This is a genomic window from Cystobacter fuscus (assembly GCF_002305875.1).
Lineage (GTDB): Bacteria > Myxococcota > Myxococcia > Myxococcales > Myxococcaceae > Cystobacter > Cystobacter fuscus_A.
Genome location: NZ_CP022098.1, coordinates 5,126,992 through 5,147,127 on the forward strand (window position 1 = coordinate 5,126,992; position 20,136 = coordinate 5,147,127).

General features: G+C 68.4%; 19 protein-coding genes. 9 read left to right on the forward strand and 10 right to left on the reverse strand.

Annotation, left to right across the window (positions count from 1 at the left end; genetic code table 11):
* Positions 1 to 452: 452 nt before the first annotated feature.
* On the reverse strand, positions 453 to 1,337 hold the full coding sequence (locus tag CYFUS_RS21070) for a LysR substrate-binding domain-containing protein (RefSeq protein WP_095986860.1): 885 nt from the start codon (positions 1,335 to 1,337) through the stop codon (positions 453 to 455).
* Positions 1,338 to 1,460: 123 nt separating this feature from the next.
* Here CYFUS_RS21070 and CYFUS_RS21075 point away from each other — a divergent pair, with 123 nt between their 5' ends.
* The 3 genes from CYFUS_RS21075 to CYFUS_RS21085 all read left to right on the forward strand — a co-directional run bounded on the left by CYFUS_RS21075 (position 1,461) and on the right by CYFUS_RS21085 (position 3,839).
* On the forward strand, positions 1,461 to 1,922 hold the full coding sequence (locus CYFUS_RS21075) for a VOC family protein (protein WP_095986861.1): 462 nt from the start codon (positions 1,461 to 1,463) through the stop codon (positions 1,920 to 1,922).
* Between the two features lie 255 nt (positions 1,923 to 2,177).
* On the forward strand, positions 2,178 to 2,831 hold the full coding sequence (locus CYFUS_RS21080) for a hypothetical protein (RefSeq protein ID WP_095986862.1): 654 nt from the start codon (positions 2,178 to 2,180) through the stop codon (positions 2,829 to 2,831).
* A 258-nt stretch (positions 2,832 to 3,089) separates the two neighbouring features.
* Entirely contained in the window at positions 3,090 to 3,839 is a 750-nt protein-coding gene (locus CYFUS_RS21085; RefSeq protein WP_095986863.1) for a hypothetical protein, read from the forward strand.
* A gap of 93 nt (positions 3,840 to 3,932) precedes the next feature.
* Here the strand turns inward: CYFUS_RS21085 and CYFUS_RS21090 are convergent, their stop codons facing one another.
* From CYFUS_RS21090 to CYFUS_RS21100, 3 genes are read right to left on the reverse strand one after another with little or no spacing between them, the layout of a single operon-like run.
* On the reverse strand, positions 3,933 to 4,334 hold the full coding sequence (locus CYFUS_RS21090) for a low molecular weight phosphatase family protein (RefSeq protein WP_095986864.1): 402 nt from the start codon (positions 4,332 to 4,334) through the stop codon (positions 3,933 to 3,935).
* On the reverse strand, positions 4,331 to 4,990 hold the full coding sequence (locus CYFUS_RS21095) for an arsenic resistance protein (RefSeq protein WP_232537688.1): 660 nt from the start codon (positions 4,988 to 4,990) through the stop codon (positions 4,331 to 4,333). Before CYFUS_RS21095 ends, CYFUS_RS21090 begins: the two co-directional genes overlap by 4 nt.
* 29 nt (positions 4,991 to 5,019) lie before the next feature.
* Positions 5,020 to 5,382 (reverse strand): ArsR/SmtB family transcription factor, encoded by a 363-nt coding sequence (locus CYFUS_RS21100; protein WP_095986865.1) that lies wholly within the window; start codon positions 5,380 to 5,382, stop codon positions 5,020 to 5,022.
* Positions 5,383 to 5,636: 254 nt separating this feature from the next.
* Between CYFUS_RS21100 and CYFUS_RS50745 the strand changes: the two genes are divergently transcribed.
* From CYFUS_RS50745 to CYFUS_RS21115, 3 genes are all read left to right on the forward strand, one after another.
* Positions 5,637 to 5,912 (forward strand): hypothetical protein, encoded by a 276-nt coding sequence (locus tag CYFUS_RS50745; protein WP_157758556.1) that lies wholly within the window; start codon positions 5,637 to 5,639, stop codon positions 5,910 to 5,912.
* Positions 5,913 to 6,617: 705 nt separating this feature from the next.
* On the forward strand, positions 6,618 to 7,517 hold the full coding sequence (locus CYFUS_RS21110) for a hypothetical protein (protein WP_157758557.1): 900 nt from the start codon (positions 6,618 to 6,620) through the stop codon (positions 7,515 to 7,517).
* A gap of 189 nt (positions 7,518 to 7,706) precedes the next feature.
* Positions 7,707 to 8,900: a macrolide family glycosyltransferase gene (locus CYFUS_RS21115; RefSeq protein ID WP_095986868.1), complete on the forward strand. Its 1,194-nt coding sequence runs from the start codon at positions 7,707 to 7,709 to the stop codon at positions 8,898 to 8,900.
* Here the strand turns inward: CYFUS_RS21115 and CYFUS_RS21120 are convergent, their stop codons facing one another.
* From CYFUS_RS21120 to CYFUS_RS21140, 4 genes are all read right to left on the reverse strand, one after another.
* Positions 8,901 to 10,133, reverse strand: coding sequence for a hypothetical protein (locus CYFUS_RS21120; protein ID WP_157758558.1), 1,233 nt, complete (start codon positions 10,131 to 10,133; stop codon positions 8,901 to 8,903). It abuts the gene before it with no gap.
* A 112-nt stretch (positions 10,134 to 10,245) separates the two neighbouring features.
* Positions 10,246 to 10,641, reverse strand: coding sequence for a DUF3037 domain-containing protein (locus tag CYFUS_RS21130; RefSeq protein WP_095986871.1), 396 nt, complete (start codon positions 10,639 to 10,641; stop codon positions 10,246 to 10,248).
* Entirely contained in the window at positions 10,619 to 11,404 is a 786-nt protein-coding gene (locus tag CYFUS_RS21135; protein WP_095986872.1) for a HipA family kinase, read from the reverse strand. Before CYFUS_RS21135 ends, CYFUS_RS21130 begins: the two co-directional genes overlap by 23 nt.
* Positions 11,401 to 12,603, reverse strand: a complete 1,203-nt coding sequence (locus CYFUS_RS21140) for a type II CAAX endopeptidase family protein (protein ID WP_157758559.1) — start codon at positions 12,601 to 12,603, stop codon at positions 11,401 to 11,403. The genes CYFUS_RS21135 and CYFUS_RS21140 overlap by 4 nt, the downstream gene beginning before the upstream one ends.
* 80 nt (positions 12,604 to 12,683) lie before the next feature.
* Between CYFUS_RS21140 and CYFUS_RS21145 the strand changes: the two genes are divergently transcribed.
* Genes CYFUS_RS21145 through CYFUS_RS21155 form a run of 3 tightly spaced genes read left to right on the forward strand, consistent with a single transcriptional unit; the run spans position 12,684 to position 15,736 of the window.
* Positions 12,684 to 14,129, forward strand: coding sequence for a hypothetical protein (locus CYFUS_RS21145; RefSeq protein ID WP_232537689.1), 1,446 nt, complete (start codon positions 12,684 to 12,686; stop codon positions 14,127 to 14,129).
* Positions 14,130 to 15,302 carry a cytochrome c3 family protein gene (locus CYFUS_RS21150; protein WP_095986875.1) on the forward strand — a complete coding sequence of 391 codons (1,173 nt, stop codon included), beginning with the start codon at positions 14,130 to 14,132 and terminating at the stop codon, positions 15,300 to 15,302.
* A complete protein-coding gene (locus CYFUS_RS21155; RefSeq protein WP_232537690.1) occupies positions 15,302 to 15,736 on the forward strand; it encodes an Ig-like domain-containing protein in 435 nt (144 codons plus the stop codon). Before CYFUS_RS21150 ends, CYFUS_RS21155 begins: the two co-directional genes overlap by 1 nt.
* Before the next feature lie 28 nt (positions 15,737 to 15,764).
* Here the strand turns inward: CYFUS_RS21155 and CYFUS_RS21160 are convergent, their stop codons facing one another.
* Positions 15,765 to 18,317 (reverse strand): 1-acyl-sn-glycerol-3-phosphate acyltransferase, encoded by a 2,553-nt coding sequence (locus tag CYFUS_RS21160; RefSeq protein ID WP_095986877.1) that lies wholly within the window; start codon positions 18,315 to 18,317, stop codon positions 15,765 to 15,767.
* Between the two features lie 34 nt (positions 18,318 to 18,351).
* Positions 18,352 to 20,070, reverse strand: a complete 1,719-nt coding sequence (argS, locus tag CYFUS_RS21165) for an arginine--tRNA ligase (RefSeq protein ID WP_095986878.1) — start codon at positions 20,068 to 20,070, stop codon at positions 18,352 to 18,354.
* Positions 20,071 to 20,136: the final 66 nt, after the last annotated feature.

The window sequence follows — 20,136 nt, forward strand, 5'->3', positions numbered from 1 at the left end:
GGGGGCCCCGCTGTTTGGTTTATCCCCCGAAGATGGCTGGAGCGCCAACTGTAGATTGGGTTGTCGTTGGCTGCATAAGCCTATTGGCGCCAGTCTACATGGTGTATGGTGTGGAGCGTGGTCATGCTGACGGTGGCTTGCGAACCAAAAAGGCCAGCTTCGCGCAACCGCCCCCCAGCATGGCACTCCCAGCTCAAATTGTCGCCAGGAGGATTGAAGTAGCATTCGGAGCCAGCGCGATTTCTCGTGAGATTGCGGAAACACCTGTGCCGCTCTTTGTTGGGGGCCTGGAGCCTTCGGAAGCTACGCTCTTCCATGCGTTGTTTACAAGCGACCCAAGCATCATCCCGTAGCCTGACGTTGCTTGGTCTTCTGGGGCGTGGATGTTGTGGCTGAATACCCAGAAGGAGGCACAACATTCTGGAGGGCAGGGGCGAGGTCCCACTGTAGTACTAGGCCCGCATGGCCTCGATCACCGCCCGCAGGCCGGCGGAGATGTATTTCCGGGCCGGGTAGTACAGATACAGCCAGTCTTCCGGGGCGCACCACGGGTCGAGGCAGCGGATCAGTGCGCCGTCGCGGATCAGCGTCTCCGCCCGGTTCTCCCAGACATAGGCCAGGCCTCCGCCCGCCAAGGCCGCCCGGATCAGCAGGTCATGGTCGTCGGAAGAAAAGGGGCCGGTGGGCTGGAACTCCACGGTCCGGCCGTCCTTCTTGAACTCCCAGGCGTAGCGCATGCCCGAGGGATAGAGGTTCTGAAAGCAGATGTGAGCCTTCAGTTCGGTGGGGGTGCGCGGGACCGGCCGAGCCGCAAAATAGGCTGGTGAGCCGACGACCGCGAAGCGCAGGCGGGGCTTGATCCGCACAGCCGTCATGCCGTCGCGCAGGCTTTCCCCCAGCCGGATGCCGGCGTCGAAACCTTCCTCGACGATATCCACCAGGCGATCGGTGGTGACGATCTCAAGCTCCAGGTTGGGATGGGAGGCGATCAGGGGTCCAAGCACGGGACCCAGGATGAAGGGCGCGATCGAGCTGGGCGCATTGAGCCGCACCTTGCCGAACGGCGAGTCCCGGAACTGATTCAACCCGTCCATGGCCGAGCCGATGTCCCCGAACGCTGGTGCCAGCCGCGACAGCAGCATGGCCCCCGCGTCGGTGAGCGATACGCTGCGGGTCGTGCGGTTCAGCAGCCGGATGCCGACACGGGATTCCAGATTGCTGACCGCGTGGCTGATGGCCGAGGCCGTGACGCCGCGCTCCTCGCCCGCCCGCTTGAAACTCTTGTGGCGGGCGACCGCGTCGAAGGCGGCCAGTTCCGAAAGATCCGTCGTGCGCATTGCTGAATTATACTCAGGATTGAGCGGAAGATTTCCAATCTAATCATCGTGGTCGTGAAGGTGCACTTTTCTCCTCGAAGCCGGGCGGCACTGACGCCGCCGGCCAGAACAGGAGCGTTTCAAATGGCTGATTTCATCCCGCCCGCCCAGAACCCCGGCTCGATCTTCGCCGACATGCGCGGCCATCACGTCGCCGTCCGCACCCCCAGCCTGGAAGAGGCCAAGGCCTTCTACGTCGGCAAGCTGGATTTCCGCGTCGTGGCCGAATGGGCCTATGGCGACGAGAACCTGGCCTATCTGGCTCCGCCGACCGACGATCATTTCTACGTCGAGGTGCTGGGCGGCGGTGAGCCGGCGCCGGCCGAAGTCCGCCCCTATACCGACCTGGCCGACAGCCTGAAGTACCGCGGCTATCATCACTTCTGCCTCAACGTCTCGAATGTCGAGGAGACGGTCGAGAAGCTGCGCGGACGTGGCGTCACCATCGTCACCGAGCCGTTCGTGCTGGAGGCCATCAGCCGCAAGCTGGCCTTCTTCCGCGACCCGTTCGGCAACCTGATCGAGCTGGCGCAGGTGCTGTCGTGAGCGGCGCCTGCTGAGCGTCGGCGCCGGCCCGGGCATCGGGCTGGCTACGGCGGAGCGCTTCGGCCGCGAGGGTTGGACCCTCGTGCGCCATCGGGACTGACAAAGCCAGCAGGGGGCTGGGGGACTTGCGCCGTGTGCCCACTGGCGCCGCGCGCGGCCTTGCTGGCCCCTGCCTTCTATACTTTTGGCCACCACACGGGGGACGCCCGCCCTGGACCCATGAACGGGAGGAGTCGGATAGGCTTCCCCTCTGCCATGTCCTCCAAGAACAAGTACGTCCCCGAGCCCCTTCCCGCCCACTCCGAGTTCACCGTGCGGCCCGACGTGCTCCAGGTCTCCCTCACCGTGTCGCTCGAGACCGAGGAGCTCGCGCAGGCCCTGCCCACGTTGCAGCGCGCGTGTGAGCAGTTTCAACGGCGGCTGCGCGACACCCTGGGCACCGACGTCACCCTCGTGCTCCGCGGCGCCCGCTTCAGTCGGCCCTCGCGCAACAAGCTCGCGCTCTCGGAGGATGACAGCACCTTCGTCGCCGTGGACGGCCTGCTGGAGGTTCCCCTCCCGGCGGAACTGGACTTCTGGGCCCGAGGCTCGCGTCTGGGCACGCTCTCGCGCCTTTGCCACGACACCGAGCGCGACAGTCAGCTCATGAAGAAGAGCCCCCACTTCAGCTTCACCGCCGTCGAGGCGCGGCTGCTGCGGCCCGAGGCCCACCGCGCCGAGCTCCTGCGCCGCTTCGTCACCCGGGCGCGTGAACTCGCCGAGGCCGCCGGCTCCCCCGCGGCGCCTCTGCATCTGATGGACTGCTCGGTCCCCGGGCCCGTGGAGCAGAGTCCGCTCTCGCTGGAGGAGGTGGGCTTGTCCCTCGCCATCCGCTCCCGGCTGGACGTGGTGCGCGCCCGGGAGGAGTGAGTCCGCGAGCCCCACCGCGAGGACCGGGGCGGCCGGAGGAGACCGGCACCAGTGGCGACAAGGGCTTCTTCTTTCATCTGCTGGACCTGACGCGGGGACATCGCTTCGCGGCTGCCCGTGGCCCGGGAGTGCCCCTCGGCGGTGGCCTGAGCCGTGCCGTGTCACCCAACAGGATGCGCCCTTCGCCTTGACTCGAGTGGTTGAATCCGCTCCCCTGTGCGGCTGGCGCATCGGTGCGCTTTCGCGAGGGGACAGCAGGTGGCGGACGAGAAGGACCCGAGGCACGAGCGGGTGGGGCCGTTCCGGCTCGGCAGGAAGTTCGACGAGGTGGGGCCCGAGTTGGGGCACCTCTATGCGTCGTGGCATGTGGCCACGGGCCAGCCAGCCGTGACGTTGCGGCCGAGCGACCGGGTGTACTGGCTGCACCAGGGGCCCTGGCGACTCGGTCTGTCCTGCGAGCACGGCTCCCCCGACGTGTCGCTGACGGTCGAGCAGGCTCCGCCCTTCGCTCCACCCACCGAGGTGGCCGACCTGCTCGTGTTGATGAGTGCCGCGTTCCGGCGCGTGGAAGACAGTCCCCGGCTCCATGCCCACTTCGCGGCCGGGCCCGTGAAGCCCCGCCGGGCGGGTTGGGGCTCCCGCGCTCTCGTAGGCACTGCCGTGCTCGTGCTGGGACTCGGTGTCTGGTTCCACGTCACCGCGGGCGCCCCTCCGCCCGCGCGCTCCCTTCCCACGGGGGAGGTGCCCCTGGAAGCCCCGTCCTTGATCAACACCGGGGACGCTTCTGGGCAGACCATCGCCTATCCCCCGCCCAGACAGCCCTTTCGCAATCAGAAGAAGGCACCCTGCAACACCCGGAATCAACTCGAGGTCGAGATCAACGGCGGGTGCTGGGTAGAACTCGCGCAGCGGCCCCCATGCGCCGACGACCGGGCCGAGTACGAGGGCAAGTGCTATCTGCCCGTGGCGAAGGAGCAGGGTCGTCCGCCGCAATCCGCCGGGCCCTGAGCGCGCGCCGGGCGTTGGTTCGCACCCTGGGAGAGGAGCGCGTCCTGTCCTTGCCGTGGAGGCGGCGGGAATCGAAGCCGCGCCGGGTGGGCTCTAGGAAGCCCAGCCTTCACGCTCCAGTAGCATCGCAACGCGGGTGCGCACCTCATCGCGAATCTTGCGAACACGCTCCACCGGCTTCCCCTTCGGGTCCTCCAGGGGCCAGTCGTCGCGCTTCAAGCCCGGCACATGTGGGCAGGCGTCCCCGCAACCCATGGTGACGAGCAGGAACGCGCCCTGCGCCAGCTCATCCGTCAGCCGCTGGGGCTTCGCGCCAGACAAGTCGATCCCCACCTCCGACATAGCGGCCTGAACCTCGGGGTGGACGCGCTCACCCGGTTGCGTTCCGGCCGAAAAGGCTCGTGCTTTTTCCGGTGCCGCTAGCGCGTTGAAATAGGCGGCTGCCATCTGCGAGCGCCCCGCGTTGTGGACACAGGCAAAAATCACCGTCTTCATCGGGCTCCCTCGGGAGTGGGGGGCGCGGAATGCCCCTTGACAATGTTGTTGTCGCTGAATCGATGCGGCAGCACGGGTGAGCCTGACTCTGGGAACAAGCGCCGCTTGAGCCACAGAGACAGGTAGACGAGCGCAATAAGGGCGGGCACCTCGATCAGTGGTCCCACGACACCCGCCAGTGTCTCACCCGAAGCCATGCCGAAAACGCCCACTGCGACCGCGATAGCTAGCTCGAAATTGTTACCGGCTGCCGTGAAGGACAGGGACGTGGTTTCCTCGTCGCTGAACCCCAACCTACGCGAGAGGAAGAAAGCGCTCGTAAACATGATGCCGAAGTAGATCAGAAGCGGAATGCTGATGCGCACTACGTCCAATGGGAGGCGGGTGAGCTTCTCGCCCTGCATCGCGAACATCAGGACGATTGTGTAGAGCAGTCCGAGCAACGCCGTAGGTCCCAAGCGAGGGAGGAACTTCTTTTCGTACCAGTCTTCGCCTTTGAACCGCGTAAGGCTCAGGCGAGTGAGTGCCCCAGCCGCCAGAGGGACGCCCAGGAAGATCAACACGCTCTTCCCGATGCTCCACATGGACACGTCAAATGCAGTGCCCTCCGCGCCGAGCCAACCCGGCACCACGCTCAAGAAGAACCAGCCGAGCACCGAATAGAGGAACCGGGGAGGGGCAAGGCTCACTGGCAGGAGTTGGGCCCACGGGATTTGAGGAGCTGTTCGACGTCCTTGCGAAGCGTCTCTTGCTTGCCGAAGGAACTGACGAGCGCCTTGAGCTGCTGCTTGCACACCTCGTCGAGCTGGGGCGCGAGCCGGTAGTAAACCCAGCTCCCATTCCGTCGGGGCTCCACCACACCGGCCGCGCGCAGCACACTGAGCTGGCGGGAGGTGTTGGATTGCGTCAGCTCGAGAGCGGACTCCAGGTGACAGACGCACAGCTCCCCGTGGGCTAGCAGCGCCACGATGCGTAGTCGGGTTTCATCCCCCAGCGCTTTGAAGAGCCGGGATGGCTGTTGGACGTCGAGCGATGCGGCAGCGGACATGACGATATTTCAATATCCGCATTTCCCGATGCCGGCAATCCCCCTGTCCGTGGCGGTTGTGTGCCAGATGAGGCTCTGAGTGAGTCAACACCGACCCATGGGCTTTCAGCCACCGCCCTATGGCGCAACCCTCCTGCAAAGGTGTCAAAGGACTCGTACCGACACCTCGCCCTCTGCCCACCTACGAGTTGTCTGACACCCTGCTTGGGCCGGCCGAGGCCGTGCCACTCCTGGAGCGTGCTCTGTCACTCGACATGGGGCGTTTGCGTATGGACGTGCAGTGGGAACTGGCCCAAGTGCGCTGGAGCGCGAACCAGGACCGCCCGCGTGCCGTACAACTGGCGACTGAGGCGCGAGAGCACTGGAAGCGCCTGGGCAATCAGCTCAGGCTCACCCGGGCCTCCCAGTGGTTGGCCATACATGTCAGCCCGTGCGCGGCGGCCTGCAACATGACTCCCCTGAACCCCCAGGCGCCCGGCTGGGGCTCCGCGCGCCTGCTGCTCACGCCCGATGCCGTTGCCAACCGCTGAGGGACCTGAAGCTACAAAGCACGGCAACCTGCGCACCCACGCAAGATCAAATTGTCGCCAGAAGGATTGAAGTAGCATTCGGGGCCAGCGCGATTTCTCGTGAGATTGCGGAAACACCTGTGCCGCTCTTTGTTGGGGGCCTGGAGCCTTCGGAAGCTACGCTCTTCCATGCGTTGTTTACAAGCGACCCAAGCATCATCCCGTAGCGTGACGTTGCCTGGTCTTCTGGGGCGTGGATACCCAGCAAGGAGGCACAACATCCTGGAGGGCAGGGGCGAGGTCCCACTGTAGTACTATACCGACCTGACCGACAGCCTGAAGTACCGCAGCTGTCATCGCTGATCGTCGGCGGCCGGCCCTGCGTGTCGTGTCTCTCCGCCGGCCAACAACAGCCACATTGACACAGGCTTCGCCGGGCGATGGCCCGAGGGTGTCGGCTGATGGACGGGAACGCTCCCGCCTCACTTGTCAGGCTGCGCTCCTTGGCCCAGGGTCATCTGGATTCAGCGGTCCAGGGGGAACTCGTCAATGGGAAACATTCGCGAAGTGTTCGCTGTGGTCGCAGTGGTGTCCTCACTCTGGATCGCCTGCGGGGGCGAACGGACAAGTGTCCCTCGGTGGGAGGAGGACCCCGGCGAGCGCCCTTCGACGCTCTCTCCCAGCCTCTCGGTGTGTGTTTTTCAGCGGACCTATCTTCAGGATGGCTTGCTTCACGAGGAGAAGCTGCTGGATGCACATGGGCGGATGCTCCATTGGCGCTCCCTCGGGCCCAGTGGCGGCACCGAGTTCGAGATCTTCTCCGTCTACGATGCCGCGGGTCGTGAGGTGATCAGGGAAGAGCACGGACCCGAGTCCGACCAGCTCTCCACATGGGAATACGCGTCTGACGGGCTCTTGCTCGCCCATCATTCCGACTACCCCGTGACGGGAGACCTCTATCATTACGATGCCAGGGGACGTCTGCTCTATGTCGAGAAGATTCGCGATGGGGAGCTGTCCTCCACCGAGTCCTTCGTCTATGACGAGGCGGGCCTCAGGGTAGAGGCCCGCGACACGGGGGCTGACGGAAGCCTGTACGGGATGACCCGCTTCGACTACCACGAGAACGGTGTCTTGAAGCACTCCATCCATTACGTGACCCCGCACGGTGGGTCACGGGAGGAGACCTTCGATTCGGCGGGGCGGTTGCTGAGCGAGCGTCTCTCCTCCTCCGCTCACCACGCCACCGTCAGCTCAACCGATTACAACTATGATGAGCAGGGTCGCCTGACGGCGCGCGAGTCCTATTACAAAGAATTTCCCTATAGAGAAGAGAGTCGGCTCACCACGCGCTTCACCTTCGACGCTCAGGGCCGGTTGGCGCTCCAGGACGAGGTGCGCATCGAGGGCGACATACAGCAGCCGGTTCGCCAACACCATACGCTCGTCTTCACCTACGCGCCGCAACTGGTGCGCGTGGAGCGGTACGATGACCATGGCGTGTTGGAGGGGTCGCGAGAGCTGAGCTACGACGCCTCCGGACGCTTGTCCCGGGAGCTGTTCTCCGGGGCCATGGCTTTGCAACAGCGCTCCATTGACTATCTCTATCTGCCGTGTGGCTGGTAGTGATTCACGAGGGTGGGCGCCGATGACCGCGAAGGCCCGGATGTCCATCGGCTCCACCACAATCCGCCGAGTCCTGAGCCAAGGGCGGCGGCCCTCCTACACCCGGAGGGCCGCCGTGCTTCCAGCCGGAGAAATGGCTGGCTGCCCCACTCCCAGATCCGCGAGGGTTGGCCATTCAGGAGGTCGCACATGGCCAGAGGCGCTTTCTTCAACATCCCCTTTCACGGGCACACCAACGCCACCTTTCCCGTGGTGCGCGAGCTGGTGGAGCGGGGCGAGGACATCACCTACTACCTCACCGACTCGTTCCGTCCCCAGGTGGAGCGGGCGGGTGCGCGCTTCCATCGCTACGAGAGCACGGTGGAGGAGGGCCTGAAGTCCGGCACCGTGGGGTTCCTCCCGGCCCGTATGCCCGCGGAGAGCCGCGCGGTGATTCCCCAGCTCATCGAGGCCGTGCGCGCCCAGCGCCCCGACTACGTGGTCTACGATCCGCTCTGCCTGTGGGGGCAGCTGCTCGCCAACCACCTGCGCATCCCCGCGGTCCTCTTCCGCCCCACCATGGTCGTGACGCCGCGCGGCGGCGCGAGCCTGGACTTCATGAAGAGCCGGGTCGCGATGTTTCCGGGCCTGTTCGAGCAGGCGGGAAAGGACATCGCCGTCCTGAGGCAGGAGTACGGTCTGCCTCCTACGGACCTCTGGGGCATGTTGCGCCACGAGGAGCCGCTGAACCTGGTCTGTGTGCCGCGCGCGTTCCAGCCCGGGGGCGAGACCTTCGATGAGCGCTACGTCTTCGTGGGGCCGTCCATCCGGGCGCGCGGAGACACCGGGGACTTCCCCCTGGCGCACCTCGAGGGCGGTCCGGTGCTCTACATCTCGCTGGGAACGGTCTTCAACAACTGGCCGGAGTTCTACCGGATGTGCTTCGAGGCGTTCGGCGGGATGCCCTGGCGCGTGGTGCTCTCCACCGGGCACACGGTGAACGTGGCGGAGCTGGGGGAGGTGCCCGGCAACTTCCTCGTGCGCCCCTCGGTGCCCCAGCTCGAGGTGCTCGAGCGCACGTCCGTCTTCGTCACCCACGGCGGGGCCAACAGCCTGATGGAGTCCTTCGCCCACAGGGTGCCCGTGGTCGTCATTCCCCAGATGGCCGAGCAGCCGCTCAACGCCGCGCGGGTCGCCGAGCTGGAACTGGGACTGGCCCTGCAGCGGGAGACCGTCACGGTGGAGCAGTTGCGGCGGGCGGTGGAGCGGGTCTCGCGCGAGCCCACGTTCCGGGAGAAGGCGCGCACCCTGCAGCAGGAGGTCCTCGCCTCGGGAGGCTACCGCCGCGCGGCCGAGGCCATCCTCGCGTACAGGGAGAAGTGGGCCGGTGCCAGCGCTTCCTGATCAGTTCGGCCGCAGCTTCGTGGTCGACTGGGGCAGCTCCAGCGACTCGAAGACGTCCACCGGGGCGAAGGCCGTCACGCGCAGCAACTGGTCGCCCGTCTTGTAGACGGAGAGCTCGAACTGGAAGGGCTTGCCGCCGCGCGTGCCGCGCCCGCTCACGGTGGCGATGCGCGACTTGTTGCCCGGGGTGGTGCCCTCGGAGGTGCCCGTCACCTGGAAGTCGGGATGGCGCGTGCGCAGGTCTCGCAGCGCCACGTCCCGCGCCTGGAGCAGATCCGCGGCTTCCGCCGGATTCCACTCGCGCACGGCCACCATCAGGTTGCCGTTGACGTCCGGGTGCGACAGCCACATGTCCAGGTGGGGTTCCGGCGCCGACAGGTTGGTCTTGTGGCGGTACCACCCGTCCGAGGGGATGGGCAGCTTGTAGCCGAACCGGTGGCTCACCAGGGTACTGTCGCGCAGCAGCCGGTTGCCCTCGAGGTCCGGCCGCAGCGCGATGCGCGCGCGATCCTCCAGGGACTGGGTGGAGGACAGCCGCACGAAGCCGACGATCTCCACCGTCATGCCGAGCAGCGCGGCGGTGAGCGCCACGCCCCCGAGGAAGGCCGAGGGCTTGCTCCAGACGAGCGCGAGCACGCCGCAGGAGAAGGCGCACACGACGAGCGTGAAGAGGTACTGCGCCTGGTAGAGGCTCATGCCTCCGAAGACGAACAGGCCCACCACCAGCCGGAGCAGGGTCGGCACGCGCAGCTGTTCCTTGCCCCGCAGCAGCCCGATGCCGAGCAGCGTGTCCACGCCCACGCCCAAGAGCGTCCCGGCGAGCTGCACGGCCCGGAGTGACTCATTCGTGGACATGGTGGGAAGGAAGAGGAACTCGAAGAGGTGGAGCACGGCGTTGAGCAGCAGCAGGCCACCGCCCAGGGGGAGCGTGGAGGTCGCCGGCCTGGCGGGAGCGGCCGTGGCGGGGGCCGGCGCTCCCCGGGAGAGCTTCGCGGACGAGGCGGGCTCCATCTCCGGGAGGTACTCCACGCTTGGTACGTACTCGGACGCGGCGGCCGCGGGGGTGGACATGGCCGGGGCCCGGCGCACGGGGGCGGGAGTGGGGGCAACGGTGGGTACGGCCATGGACGCGCGGGCCACCGTCGAGGTGCGTCCACAGCGGGGACACAGGGCCTGGGCCCGGGGCCGGTGCTTGAGCGCGCAGTGTGGGCAGGTGATCCAGTCAGCGTCCACGGTAGGCCTTCCTGCTCATCCCCGGGTTCCACGCGAGCGCGGGAGGAGACATCCCAGGTTGTAGCAGAGAGGTGGCCCCGGGCGGTAGCCGGGCCCGGGGAGGCGAGCGGGCTCAGGGGGTGGGAGGTCGCACCATCCGTTGCATCAGGTGCTCGATCGCCTGGGCGGGGTCCTCGCACAGGCCCGAGTGCACGGGTCCCGTCTGGATCATCGTGCTGCGCGGGGCCACCAGCCAGTGGAAGCGCTCCTTCTGGGGGAGCTGTCCCACGGGGCCCGCCGCGCGGCCTCCGGCGCACACCCGGGGAATGGAGGCCAGATGGTGCAGGATCAGCTCGGGGTCGGTGCCCGGCGCGAGCGCCTCGAGCCGGCTCGTGTCCAGCTCCACCCGCGCGCCCAGGAAGCGATGGGTGAGGCAATAGAGGATGACGCCCGCGTTGATGAACTCCTCGCGCTCCACGCGGGGCACGACGCGGATGATGGCGTAGTCAAACGAGCTGCGCGCGGGCACGGATGGCCTCCTCGATGAACGCGGGTGCTGCGTTCAGGCGCTCGAGCAGGAAGGAGGCATAGGCCTCGCGGTGCTCGGTGACGGTGGAGAAGCGTGGCTCCTGGGTGGGACCGAGCCAGGCCTCGGGCACGCGGGCGACGATGCCGTGGATGACGTCCGCCGTCACGCGCTCGCGCAGGGTGGCCAGCGCCTCGGGCAGCGCCGAGGCCCAGGGCAGCAGCACATGGTCGCGCACCGCGGGGAACCGGCTCCGGCTGCGCTCGAGGTAGTCGTCCCACGAGTGGTGGAAGTAGAGCGACGCGCCATGGTCGATGAGCCACAGCGCCGAGTGCCAGCACAGCAGGTTGGGGTTCTTGGGCGTGCGGTCCACGTTCGTCACGTAGGCGTCCAGGCACACGATGGCCGAGGCCTCGGTGGGCTCGGGGGTGGGGCGCACGGTGGGATCGAACGTGATGGAGCCGGGCAGGTAGTCCATGCCGAGGTTGAGCCCGGCGCTCGCCTTGATGAGGTCGCGGATCTCGCCATCCGGCTCGGCGCGGCCGAGCGCGGGATCCAGCTCCAGGAGCACGAGCTCGGGCACGCGCAGGCCGAGCGCGCGCGCGAGCTCTCCGGAGAGGATCTCCGCCACGAGCGCCTTGATGCCCTGGCCGGCGCCGCGGAACTTGAGGACATACATGCCCGAGTCCTCCGCCTCGACGATGGCGGGGCACGAGCCGCCCTCGCGCAGGGGCGTGACGTAACGGGTCGCGGAAAGGGTTCTCACGGGGTTTCCTTCGATGCGGGGAGGTTCGGGGTGGGAAGGACGGGGGGTCGTCCTCCTCCTGACTGCCGGGACTGCCGGCGGCGCTCCTGGGTGTACTCGCCCACGGGCGTCTCGCCCCGGCGGGCGCGCACCCGGAGTTCATAGAGGGCATTGCGCTCGGCGTGCAGGGCATCCGGCGCGTCCTCGGGAACGGGGGCGAGCGGGTAGCGCAGATCGACCTGGCTCAACTCGATGCCCACGGGGTCCAGGACGACGTAGGCGCCCAGCACCAGCGTCGCGGCCGTCATCCAGGGGAAGGCGCGGCGCAGCAGCCGCGTCGGGGGCTCCAGGTGGACGGGCGGCTCGGGAGCCTCCCGCTCCTCGAGTGGACGGAGAGGACCCCCCAGCAGGCCCGGGAAGCGGCGCGCGGCGGACAGCAGTCCGAGCAGCACCGCGCAGCCCCCGAGCGCGAGCAGCACCACCATCCGGCCCTCGTCGCCGGGGGAGGGCGTCCGCGCGGACTCGAGGTGCCGGGCGCCGAAGAAGAGCGCGGTGGACACGAGGTTGTTGGCCGCGTGCGCGAGGATGCCGGGCCACAGCGAGCCCGTGCGCCACAGCAGCCAGCCGAACACCAGGCCCAGCTCCAGGCGCGACACGAAGCCCATCCGGTCCAGGTGGAACGCGCTGAAGAGGGCCGCGGAGAAGAACAGGGCGCGCCATGGTGGGCCGCCCCGCGCCAGCAGCCCCCGGAAGAAGACGCCCCGGAAGAAGAACTCCTCGCACAGGGGCGCGCCGATACCCAGGCCCGCCACGATGAAGGCCAGCTCCACGGGCGACTGTCCCAGGAAGATGCCCGACACGTCGTAGTCGTTCCAGGACCCGGGCAGGACGAGCTGGGCCAGGTACTGCACGGGGGCGATGATGCCGAAGAAGTTGGCCACTCCGAGGACGAAGCCGAACGCCGCTGGCCCCGCGCTCCAGGCGGACAGGCCGGTGTAGCGCGCCGGGGCCCGTCCGGTGGCGCTCAGCACGAGCCAGCCTCCGCCGAGGAAGACGAAGAGCTGGGTGAACCAGACGCCCAGGGCGAGGTTGAGCACCTGCACGGGCGAGACGAGCAGGAAGGCGAGGAACACCGCCAGGGTGGCGGCCACCGCGACACCCAGCGGATCCAACGGCCTGGATCCAGAAGGGGGCGCGGGGTTGGGGTTGACGTCTTCCACCACGGGACTCCGGCTGCGAGAGAAAGAGGATGTGTAAAACACGACATCCTGGCGCGAAGCACTCCTATAATGCCCGGACCTTGACGCCCCCATTCGAAGAACGAACACGGCGACGGACGAGCGGAGGGGAGCGGGTCGGGCTCCAGCGCGCGGGGTTGCTGACGGTGCTGCTCGGCTCGTCGCTGGCCTCGGCCTCGGCGTTCCAGGTGGAGGCGCGCACCGAGGCCCAGGTGTATCAGATCCGCTCCTGGCGCGACGCCTCGCCGAGCGAGCCCGTGCTGCTGCCGCGCCGGCGGATCGTCCAGTACCTGGGAGTCGCCGGGTACGAGCTCGTCACCGGGCAGGACCTGGGCTTCGAGTCCAGCCTGCGCGTCTTCGCGGACTTCGGTCTGCCGCGCGGAGAGGCGGCGAAGATCGACGGCGTGCGCTCGGAGGACGCGGACCTGCTCCACGCCTTCGTGCGCTATGGGGTGGGTGGCATCGAGGGGCGGCTCGGCCGGCAGCTCTACGGCGACGTGTCGGACATCCTGGCCTTCGACGGATTGAGCCTGCGCTACGTGAGCCCGGTGGGGCTGGGCGCCGAGGTGTACGGCGGGCTGTGGGTGAAGGGGGCGGGGTTCCTGTCGTCCTCGGTGTACCAGCCCGATGGCGTGCGCGAGAGCGACACCCGGCGTCTGGAGCAGGGCGTGGCCGGCGCGGATCCGACGCTCACGGCGCTCGAGCCCGTGTACGGCGCGAAGCTGCTGCTGGAGAACGTCCAGGGCGTGTCGGCGTCCGTGGGCTACCGCCGGGCGCTGCTGGCGGGCAAGACGGACCTCGAGCGCGCGACGGTGGAGGCCCGGTATGGACGGGGCCTCGGGTTGAACGCGGTGGCGGGCGTGGACGTGGACCTGTTGCAGCTCAAGCCCGCGCAGGCCCGGCTCCAGGTGCGCTGGGACGCGGAGGACCTGGCCGTGAGTGGCGAGGCGATGCGCCTCTCGCCCGTCTTCTCCGCGGACTCCATCTGGTACTGGTTCGCCTACGCGCCCCGCGACGAGGCGCGCGTGCGCGTGGACTTCTTCCCGCGCGGCACCCTGCGCTACTACGTCCAGGCGGTGGGCAGCCTCTACCACACCGTCCTCAACAGCTCGCTGCAACTGGCCGGGGCGGCGAAGGCCGCGGGCGGGCAGCCCTCCTTCACCGTGGGCGGCTCGGCGGGCGCGGCGCTGCGCCGGGAGCGCTTCCGCTCCGCGCTGGATGTGTCCGTGCGCGGGGGGTATGGCGGCACGCAGCTCTGGGCGGATCTCACCGCGGGCTACGGCTTCGGCGAGGGCCGCACCACCCTGGATGGGCGGCTGAGCGCGGCGTACATCCATGATGGCTTCAACCCCCTGCTCGCGGGCGGCTTCCTGGGCGCGCAGCTCTGGGCGAGCCAGGCGCTCACCCGGGCTGCGCGCGTGTCGCTGGTGTTCGAGCAGAACGTGAACCCCTACACCCGCTGGGACACCAAGGTGTTCTTCCTCTTCGATCTGAAGGCGAGCCTGTAGATGGAGCGCCAGTCCCGAATCGTCCTGGGCCTCGTCGCCCTGTCCCTGGTGGTGGCCGGCCTCGCCTGGGCGGCCACCGCGAACGAGCGCAGCCTCGCCATCTACCCGGCGCAGCGCATCCCCGTGCGCTTCGATCACAAGCAGCACCTGGAGGCGGGGGCCGAGTGCACCACGTGTCATGACAGCGCCCGGACGAGTGCCTCGGTGAAGGACCGCAACCTGCCGGGCCACGAGGAGTGCGAGACGTGCCACGACCTCGACGCGGCGAGGAAGGGCGCGAAGACGGATCCTCCGTCCGCCTGCAACGTGTGCCACCCGGGCTTCGACGCCACGGTGCACCTGGCGCCGCCGAAGCTGGACGCGCCCCCGGCCAACCTGAACTTCAACCACCAGCTCCACGTGCAGAAGAAGGTGGATTGCGCGACGTGCCATGGCTCCATGACGGACGTGCAGCTCGCCACCCGGCAGCAGCTGCCGAAGATGGTCACGTGCCTCAAGTGCCATGACGGCCACCAGGCGCCCAAGGAGTGCGGCGCCTGCCACCTGAAGCAGCCCTCGGGGCGACTGCAGCTCACGTTCCCCTCGGGCATCCTGCGCCCCATGCAGGGGGATCCCCTCGGCCTGGACCACGGCCCGCGCTACGAGTTCAACCACGGCAACCGCGCGTCGATGGACCGGGGCACGTGCCTGTCGTGCCACACCGAGTCCTATTGCCAGACGTGCCACGACGCGCTCCAGAAGCCGCTGTCGGTGCACCCCAACGACTTCATCACCCTGCACCCGGTGCAGGCGCGCCAGGACTCCACGCGCTGCACGAGCTGCCACCGCGCGCAGTCCTTCTGCGTCGCGTGCCACGAGCGCTCGGGGGTGGGGCAGAACTCGGACCGCTCGCTGCGCGCGCGCAACGTGAAGGTGCACCCGGACTACAACGCCTGGGTGGAAGTGCCCGGGCCCCAGCACCACGGCGTCGCGGCGTCGCGGGACATGCAGTCGTGTGTGTCCTGCCACCGCGAGGAGTCGTGCCTCACGTGCCACTCGGGGATGACGGGGCGGCAGGTGAACCCGCACCCGGATGGGTTCTCCGCGGCGTGCAAGCGCGTGGCGGCGAGCAATGATCGGGCCTGTCTCAAGTGCCACACCGAGTCGAGCCTCGCCCAGAAGGGGTGCCGCTGATGCGCCGGTTCTTGTGGTTGGGCCTCCTGGGGTGTGCGGCGTGCCTGGAGCCCGGCGAGCCCTTCCTCGCCGCGGCCGACGCGGATCCGCCGGACGTGGTGTCCACCGAGCCGGGCGCCGGAGGCACGGTGGAGGCGGGCGGCACGCTGCAGATCCTCTTCTCCGAGCGGATGGACACGCGCACGCTGCGCCCGGGCATCGCCGTCTTCGAGGGCCGGGCGGAGGTGCCGCTGGAGGTGTTGGTGCCCGCGGAGCCGGAGGGTCAGGACGACCTCGAGCGGGGGGACGTGCCCTCGACCGTCACGGTGCGCGCCAGCGCGGGAGCCTTCACGCCGGGCACGGCCTACACGCTGGTGCTGCGCACGCTGCTCACGGACACCCAGGGCAATCCGCTCACGCAAGAGGTGCGGGTGCCCTTCCGCACGGAGCCGTGAGGGCCTCCGTGCGAGGCGGGGCCGCGGCTCAGCGCTGGTGACGCAGGTAGCGGCGGATCTCCTCGGCGAACTGCTTGCACGCCGCCACGTCGGGCGCGGCGGGGCCGAGCTTGAGCTTCTTGTCCTCCTCCACGAGGTAGCGCTGGTCGAGCATGTAGGCCACCGCGTTCTCCAGCGTCACCTTGGCCAGTGACTCGGCGGCGGTGATGCGGCCGGAGTGGTATTCGGCCCGGCCGAGGTCCAGCGCCTGGCGCACGAAGGACTTGCGATCCTGCACCGCGCCCGTGGACACCTCGGGCAGCGTGAGGGCGGCGATGAGGTAGGCCTCCAGGTAGTCGCGCAGCTGATCCGCGAGGAACTCCAGCTCCGGCCGGGCATGGGGCTCGGGGGCCACGCTCAGCGTGGTGTCCTGGTGGAGGATGAGGCCCATGCGCACCAGCCGCTCGACGACCTCGGCGAAGATGGTGTCGAAGCTGGCGCCCACCCGGTAGATGAACTCCACCTTGAAGAGGCGCGAGAGCCACAGCGCGCGGGCCTTCACCTCGTCGAAGGGCGCCGGGGAGCCCACGAGCAGCGCGTTGGCCACGAGGCTGCGCGCCGCCACCAGGTTCATCAGCGTGTTCTTGTAGAAGGCCATCTCCCCGCGGCGCTCGTCCTCGGCCTGGTAGATGACCTCGCCGTGCGCCTTCTGGGTGCGCACCAGGCCGTCGGAGCAGAAGGTGCGCATGGCGTCCTGGATGGGGCCCATGGCGTCGGGGTTGCTCGGCGAGTCCTTGAGCAGCATGGCCAGGGGGGCCTGCTCCTCGCTGGCGACGCGGCGCAGGAGGTGGATGCGCTCGGACAGCTCGCGGCTGGTCATGCCGCGCCGGCGGTGGGAGAGCAGGGCGGAGCTCACCAGGGCGTGGGGCGTCACGGTGGACACCTTGCTGATGCCGTACATGACGCGGTTGCCCAGGGCGCGCACCAGGCCCTTCTTCTGCTCGTCCGTCAGCGGTTGGCCAGGCTCGAGCCCGCGGCTCTTCATCAACTCCACGAGCGACAGGGGCTCGTCGAAGGTGAGGTGGATGCGGCCGTAGCGCGCGGCGAGCACCTTGGGTGTGCTGAGCAGGGCCTTCAGGTCCTCGGGCTTCTTCTCCCCGCCGGCCAGCTCCTTCGAGTAGCTGTCCGACTCCACGACCTTCTCGTAGTCGATGGAGACGGGGACGAAGATGAGATCGTTGCGCGCGCCCTCGAGCACGGCCTCCACCTGCCAGGTGAACATGCCGAGCTTGGGGAGAAGCAGCTTGCCGGTGCGCGAGCGTCCGCCCTCGGGGAAGAACTCCTGGTGCACGCCGTCGTGGACGAGCTTCTTCACGTACGCCTTGAAGGTGGCGGCGTAGATCTTGTCGTCCTTGAAGGAGCGGCGCAGGAAGAAGGCGCCGCAGCGGCGCAGGAAGGGGCCGAGCGGCCAGAAGGACAGGTTGGCGCCCGCGGCGACGAGCGGCACGGCGTAGCCGCGGTTCCAGAGGATCCAGCTCATCACCAGGTAGTCCACGTGGCTCTTGTGCGAGGGGCAGAGCACGAGCGGGGCCTTGCTGGCGGCCTTGAGGGCGCGGTTGAGCCCGGCCTCGTCCACCTCGATGCCGTCGTAGATGCGGTTGAAGACCCAGGCGAGCAGGGGCGAGGCGAACGCCAGCATGGTGGGGCTGGCTCGGGCGGCGATGGCCTCCAGGTTGCGCCGGGACTGGCGCAGCACGCTCTCCGGGCTGCGGTTGGTCTCGGTGGCCACGGTGTCGAGCGCCCTGCGCAGGGTGCGGTCGCGCAGCGTCTCGTCGAGGATGCGATCGGCGGATTTCTCCGGGGGACCGAAGACGGCGCGCGTCTCACGCGACAGGTGGTGGTTCAGCATGCCGCGCACCTTGCGGGCGATCACCTCGTCGGAGTCCTGGGGGTTTTCCGCGATGAAGCGCTTGAGATCGATGGGCTCGCCCACGCGGAACTGGGCGCGGCGGTAGTTGCGGAAGAAGGCCACCATCGAGTGCAGGAAGCCGGGCGCCTCGGGGCTGCCGAACACCCTGTCCCACACGTTGGGATTGAGGCGCGCGGTGCGCTTCTCCCAGACGAAGAGCTCGGGCACGAGGAAGACGGAGCGCTCTTCCCGGCGCGCCATGGCGACCAGGGTGGGGAAGGGGTTCTCCTCGATGTCCTTGCCCGAGGCGCTGAACAGGGCCGTCTTCTTCAGGAAGATGAGGCCGCTGTTGCCCGAGTCGCGCGCGTGGGCGAAGCGCTCCTCGAAGGGGCCGCGCTGCCGGGCGTTGCGGAAGGGGCGGGTGAACCAGGGGCGCAGGTTGACCACCGCCCGGATGAGCGGCAGCCCCCGGCGCACGCTCGCCCAGGAGAGATAGAGGAAGTTGATCCACGCCGTGGTGCGCATGACGTGCACCACGAAGCCCTTGGCGTGCAGCGCGCGCAGCTCCGCCTCGGCCTCCGCGGGAAAGCGGACGCCGTCGAAGTAGCGCTGCCCCAATACCCTCGAGATGGGGCCGAACTCCTTGCTCAACGCCTCATGATGATCGACAGCCGGTCCCAGGACGGTGTCCACGTGCGAGCCCCCTTAGTTGCACGAGTGAGTGGCGTTACATGTTCTCGGGAGTGGCGATACCCAGCAGGGTGAGCCCCGCGGCGAGTGCCGCGCGCGTGGCATCCGTGAGCGCCAGCCGCGCCTGCTTGAGTGGCTCGTCCCCCTCGAGGAGGACGCGCTTGGCCCGATCCTGGTTGCCCAGGGTGTAGTAGCGGCTGAACTCCGCGGCCAGGTCCAACAGCCACCGGGCGACAAAGCTCGGCTCCTGTTGATCCGCCGCCTCCTGCACCACCACGGGCAGCCGGGCGATGGCGCGCAGCACCGCCTGTTCCTCCGGCAGCGTGAGCCGGCTGGCGTCGTAGGTGGTGGGCGCGCCGCCGCCCTTGCGCAGGATGTTGCAGGCACGCGCGTGGGCGTACTGGAGGTAGGCGCCCGTGTGCCCGGTGAAGTTGAGGATCTCGTCCCAGTCGAAGGTGTAGTCGGTGGCGCGGCGGTTCTTCAGGTCGCCGAAGAAGATGGCGCCCAGGCCGATCTGCTCCGCCAGCGCCTCGGGGTCGTCCGTCTGGATCTTCCCCTCCTCGATGTTGTTCTTCACCAGGGCGAGGGCGCGTGAGCGGGCCTCGTCGAGCACGTCGGTGAGCAGCACCACGTTGCCCTGGCGCGTGCTCATGCCGTGCACGCGGCCGAAGTTGACGTGCACCATGCGCTCCACGAAGTCGCGGCCCATCGCCTTGAGCACGCGGAAGAGCTGCCGGAAGTGCAGCGACTGATCCGTGGCCACCACGTAGAGCGACTTGTCGAAGTGGAAGCGCTCGTGGCGGTCGATGGCCGCCGCCAGGTCGCGCGTGGCGTAGAGCGTGCTGCCGTCGTTCTTCTTGAGGAGCACCGGCGGCTCGTTCTCCTCGTAGGGCAGGCCCACGATGAGGGCGCCCTCGGACTGCTTGACGCCCACCGTGCGGGAGATCTCCTCGATCACCGGCTCCATCTTGTCCTGGTAGAAGCTCTCGCCCTCGATGTGCTCGAAGCGGATGCCCAGCCGGGCGTAGATGCGCAGGAAGTCGCGGATGGACGTCTCGCGGAACTCCTTCCACAGCGCGAGCGCCTCGGCGTCATTGGCCTCCATGCGCCGGAAGAAGTCACGGGCGCGCTCGTCGAACGCGGGCTCCTTCTCCGCGCGCTGGTTGGCCTGGACGTACACCTTGACCAGGTGCGCCATGTCCTGGCGCTTGGCCGGGTCGCCGTACTCCTGGAAGCCCACGGCGACGAGGCCGAACTGCTTGCCCCAGTCGCCCAGGTAGTTGATGCCCTCCACGCGGTAGCCGAGCGCCCGGTGCAGGTTGGCCACGGCGTGGCCGATGACGGTGGAGCGGATGTGGTGGAAGGCGATGGGCTTGGCGATGTTGGGCGAGGAGTAGTCCATCACCACCGTCTTGCCCGCGCCCGAGTCCCCGCCGCCATAGCGCGTGCCCTGGGCGCGCGCCGCGTCGATGACCTCGGCGGTGAAGGGCAGGAGCGAGAAGCGCGCGTTGACGTAGGGACCGGCGGCCACGATCTCCAGGCCGGGCACCTTCAGGTTCTGCGCGAGCCCGGCGGCGATCGCCGGAGGAGCCTTCTTCTGCGCCTTGGCCAGGGGAAAGGTGGGAAACGACAGGTCCCCGTGCGTGGGGTCGGCCGGCTTGACCTGGGCGTCGATCTCGGAAGCGGGCACGCCCAGCGACTGGGCGAGCGCCTCGACGAATGCTGCCCGGTAATGCGAGTAGGCGGAAGTGCTCATGGGACGCGCGGCATACTAAGCGAAGGAGTCAGGGATTCCGCGCATCTTCTGTTGACGCAGCGTGTC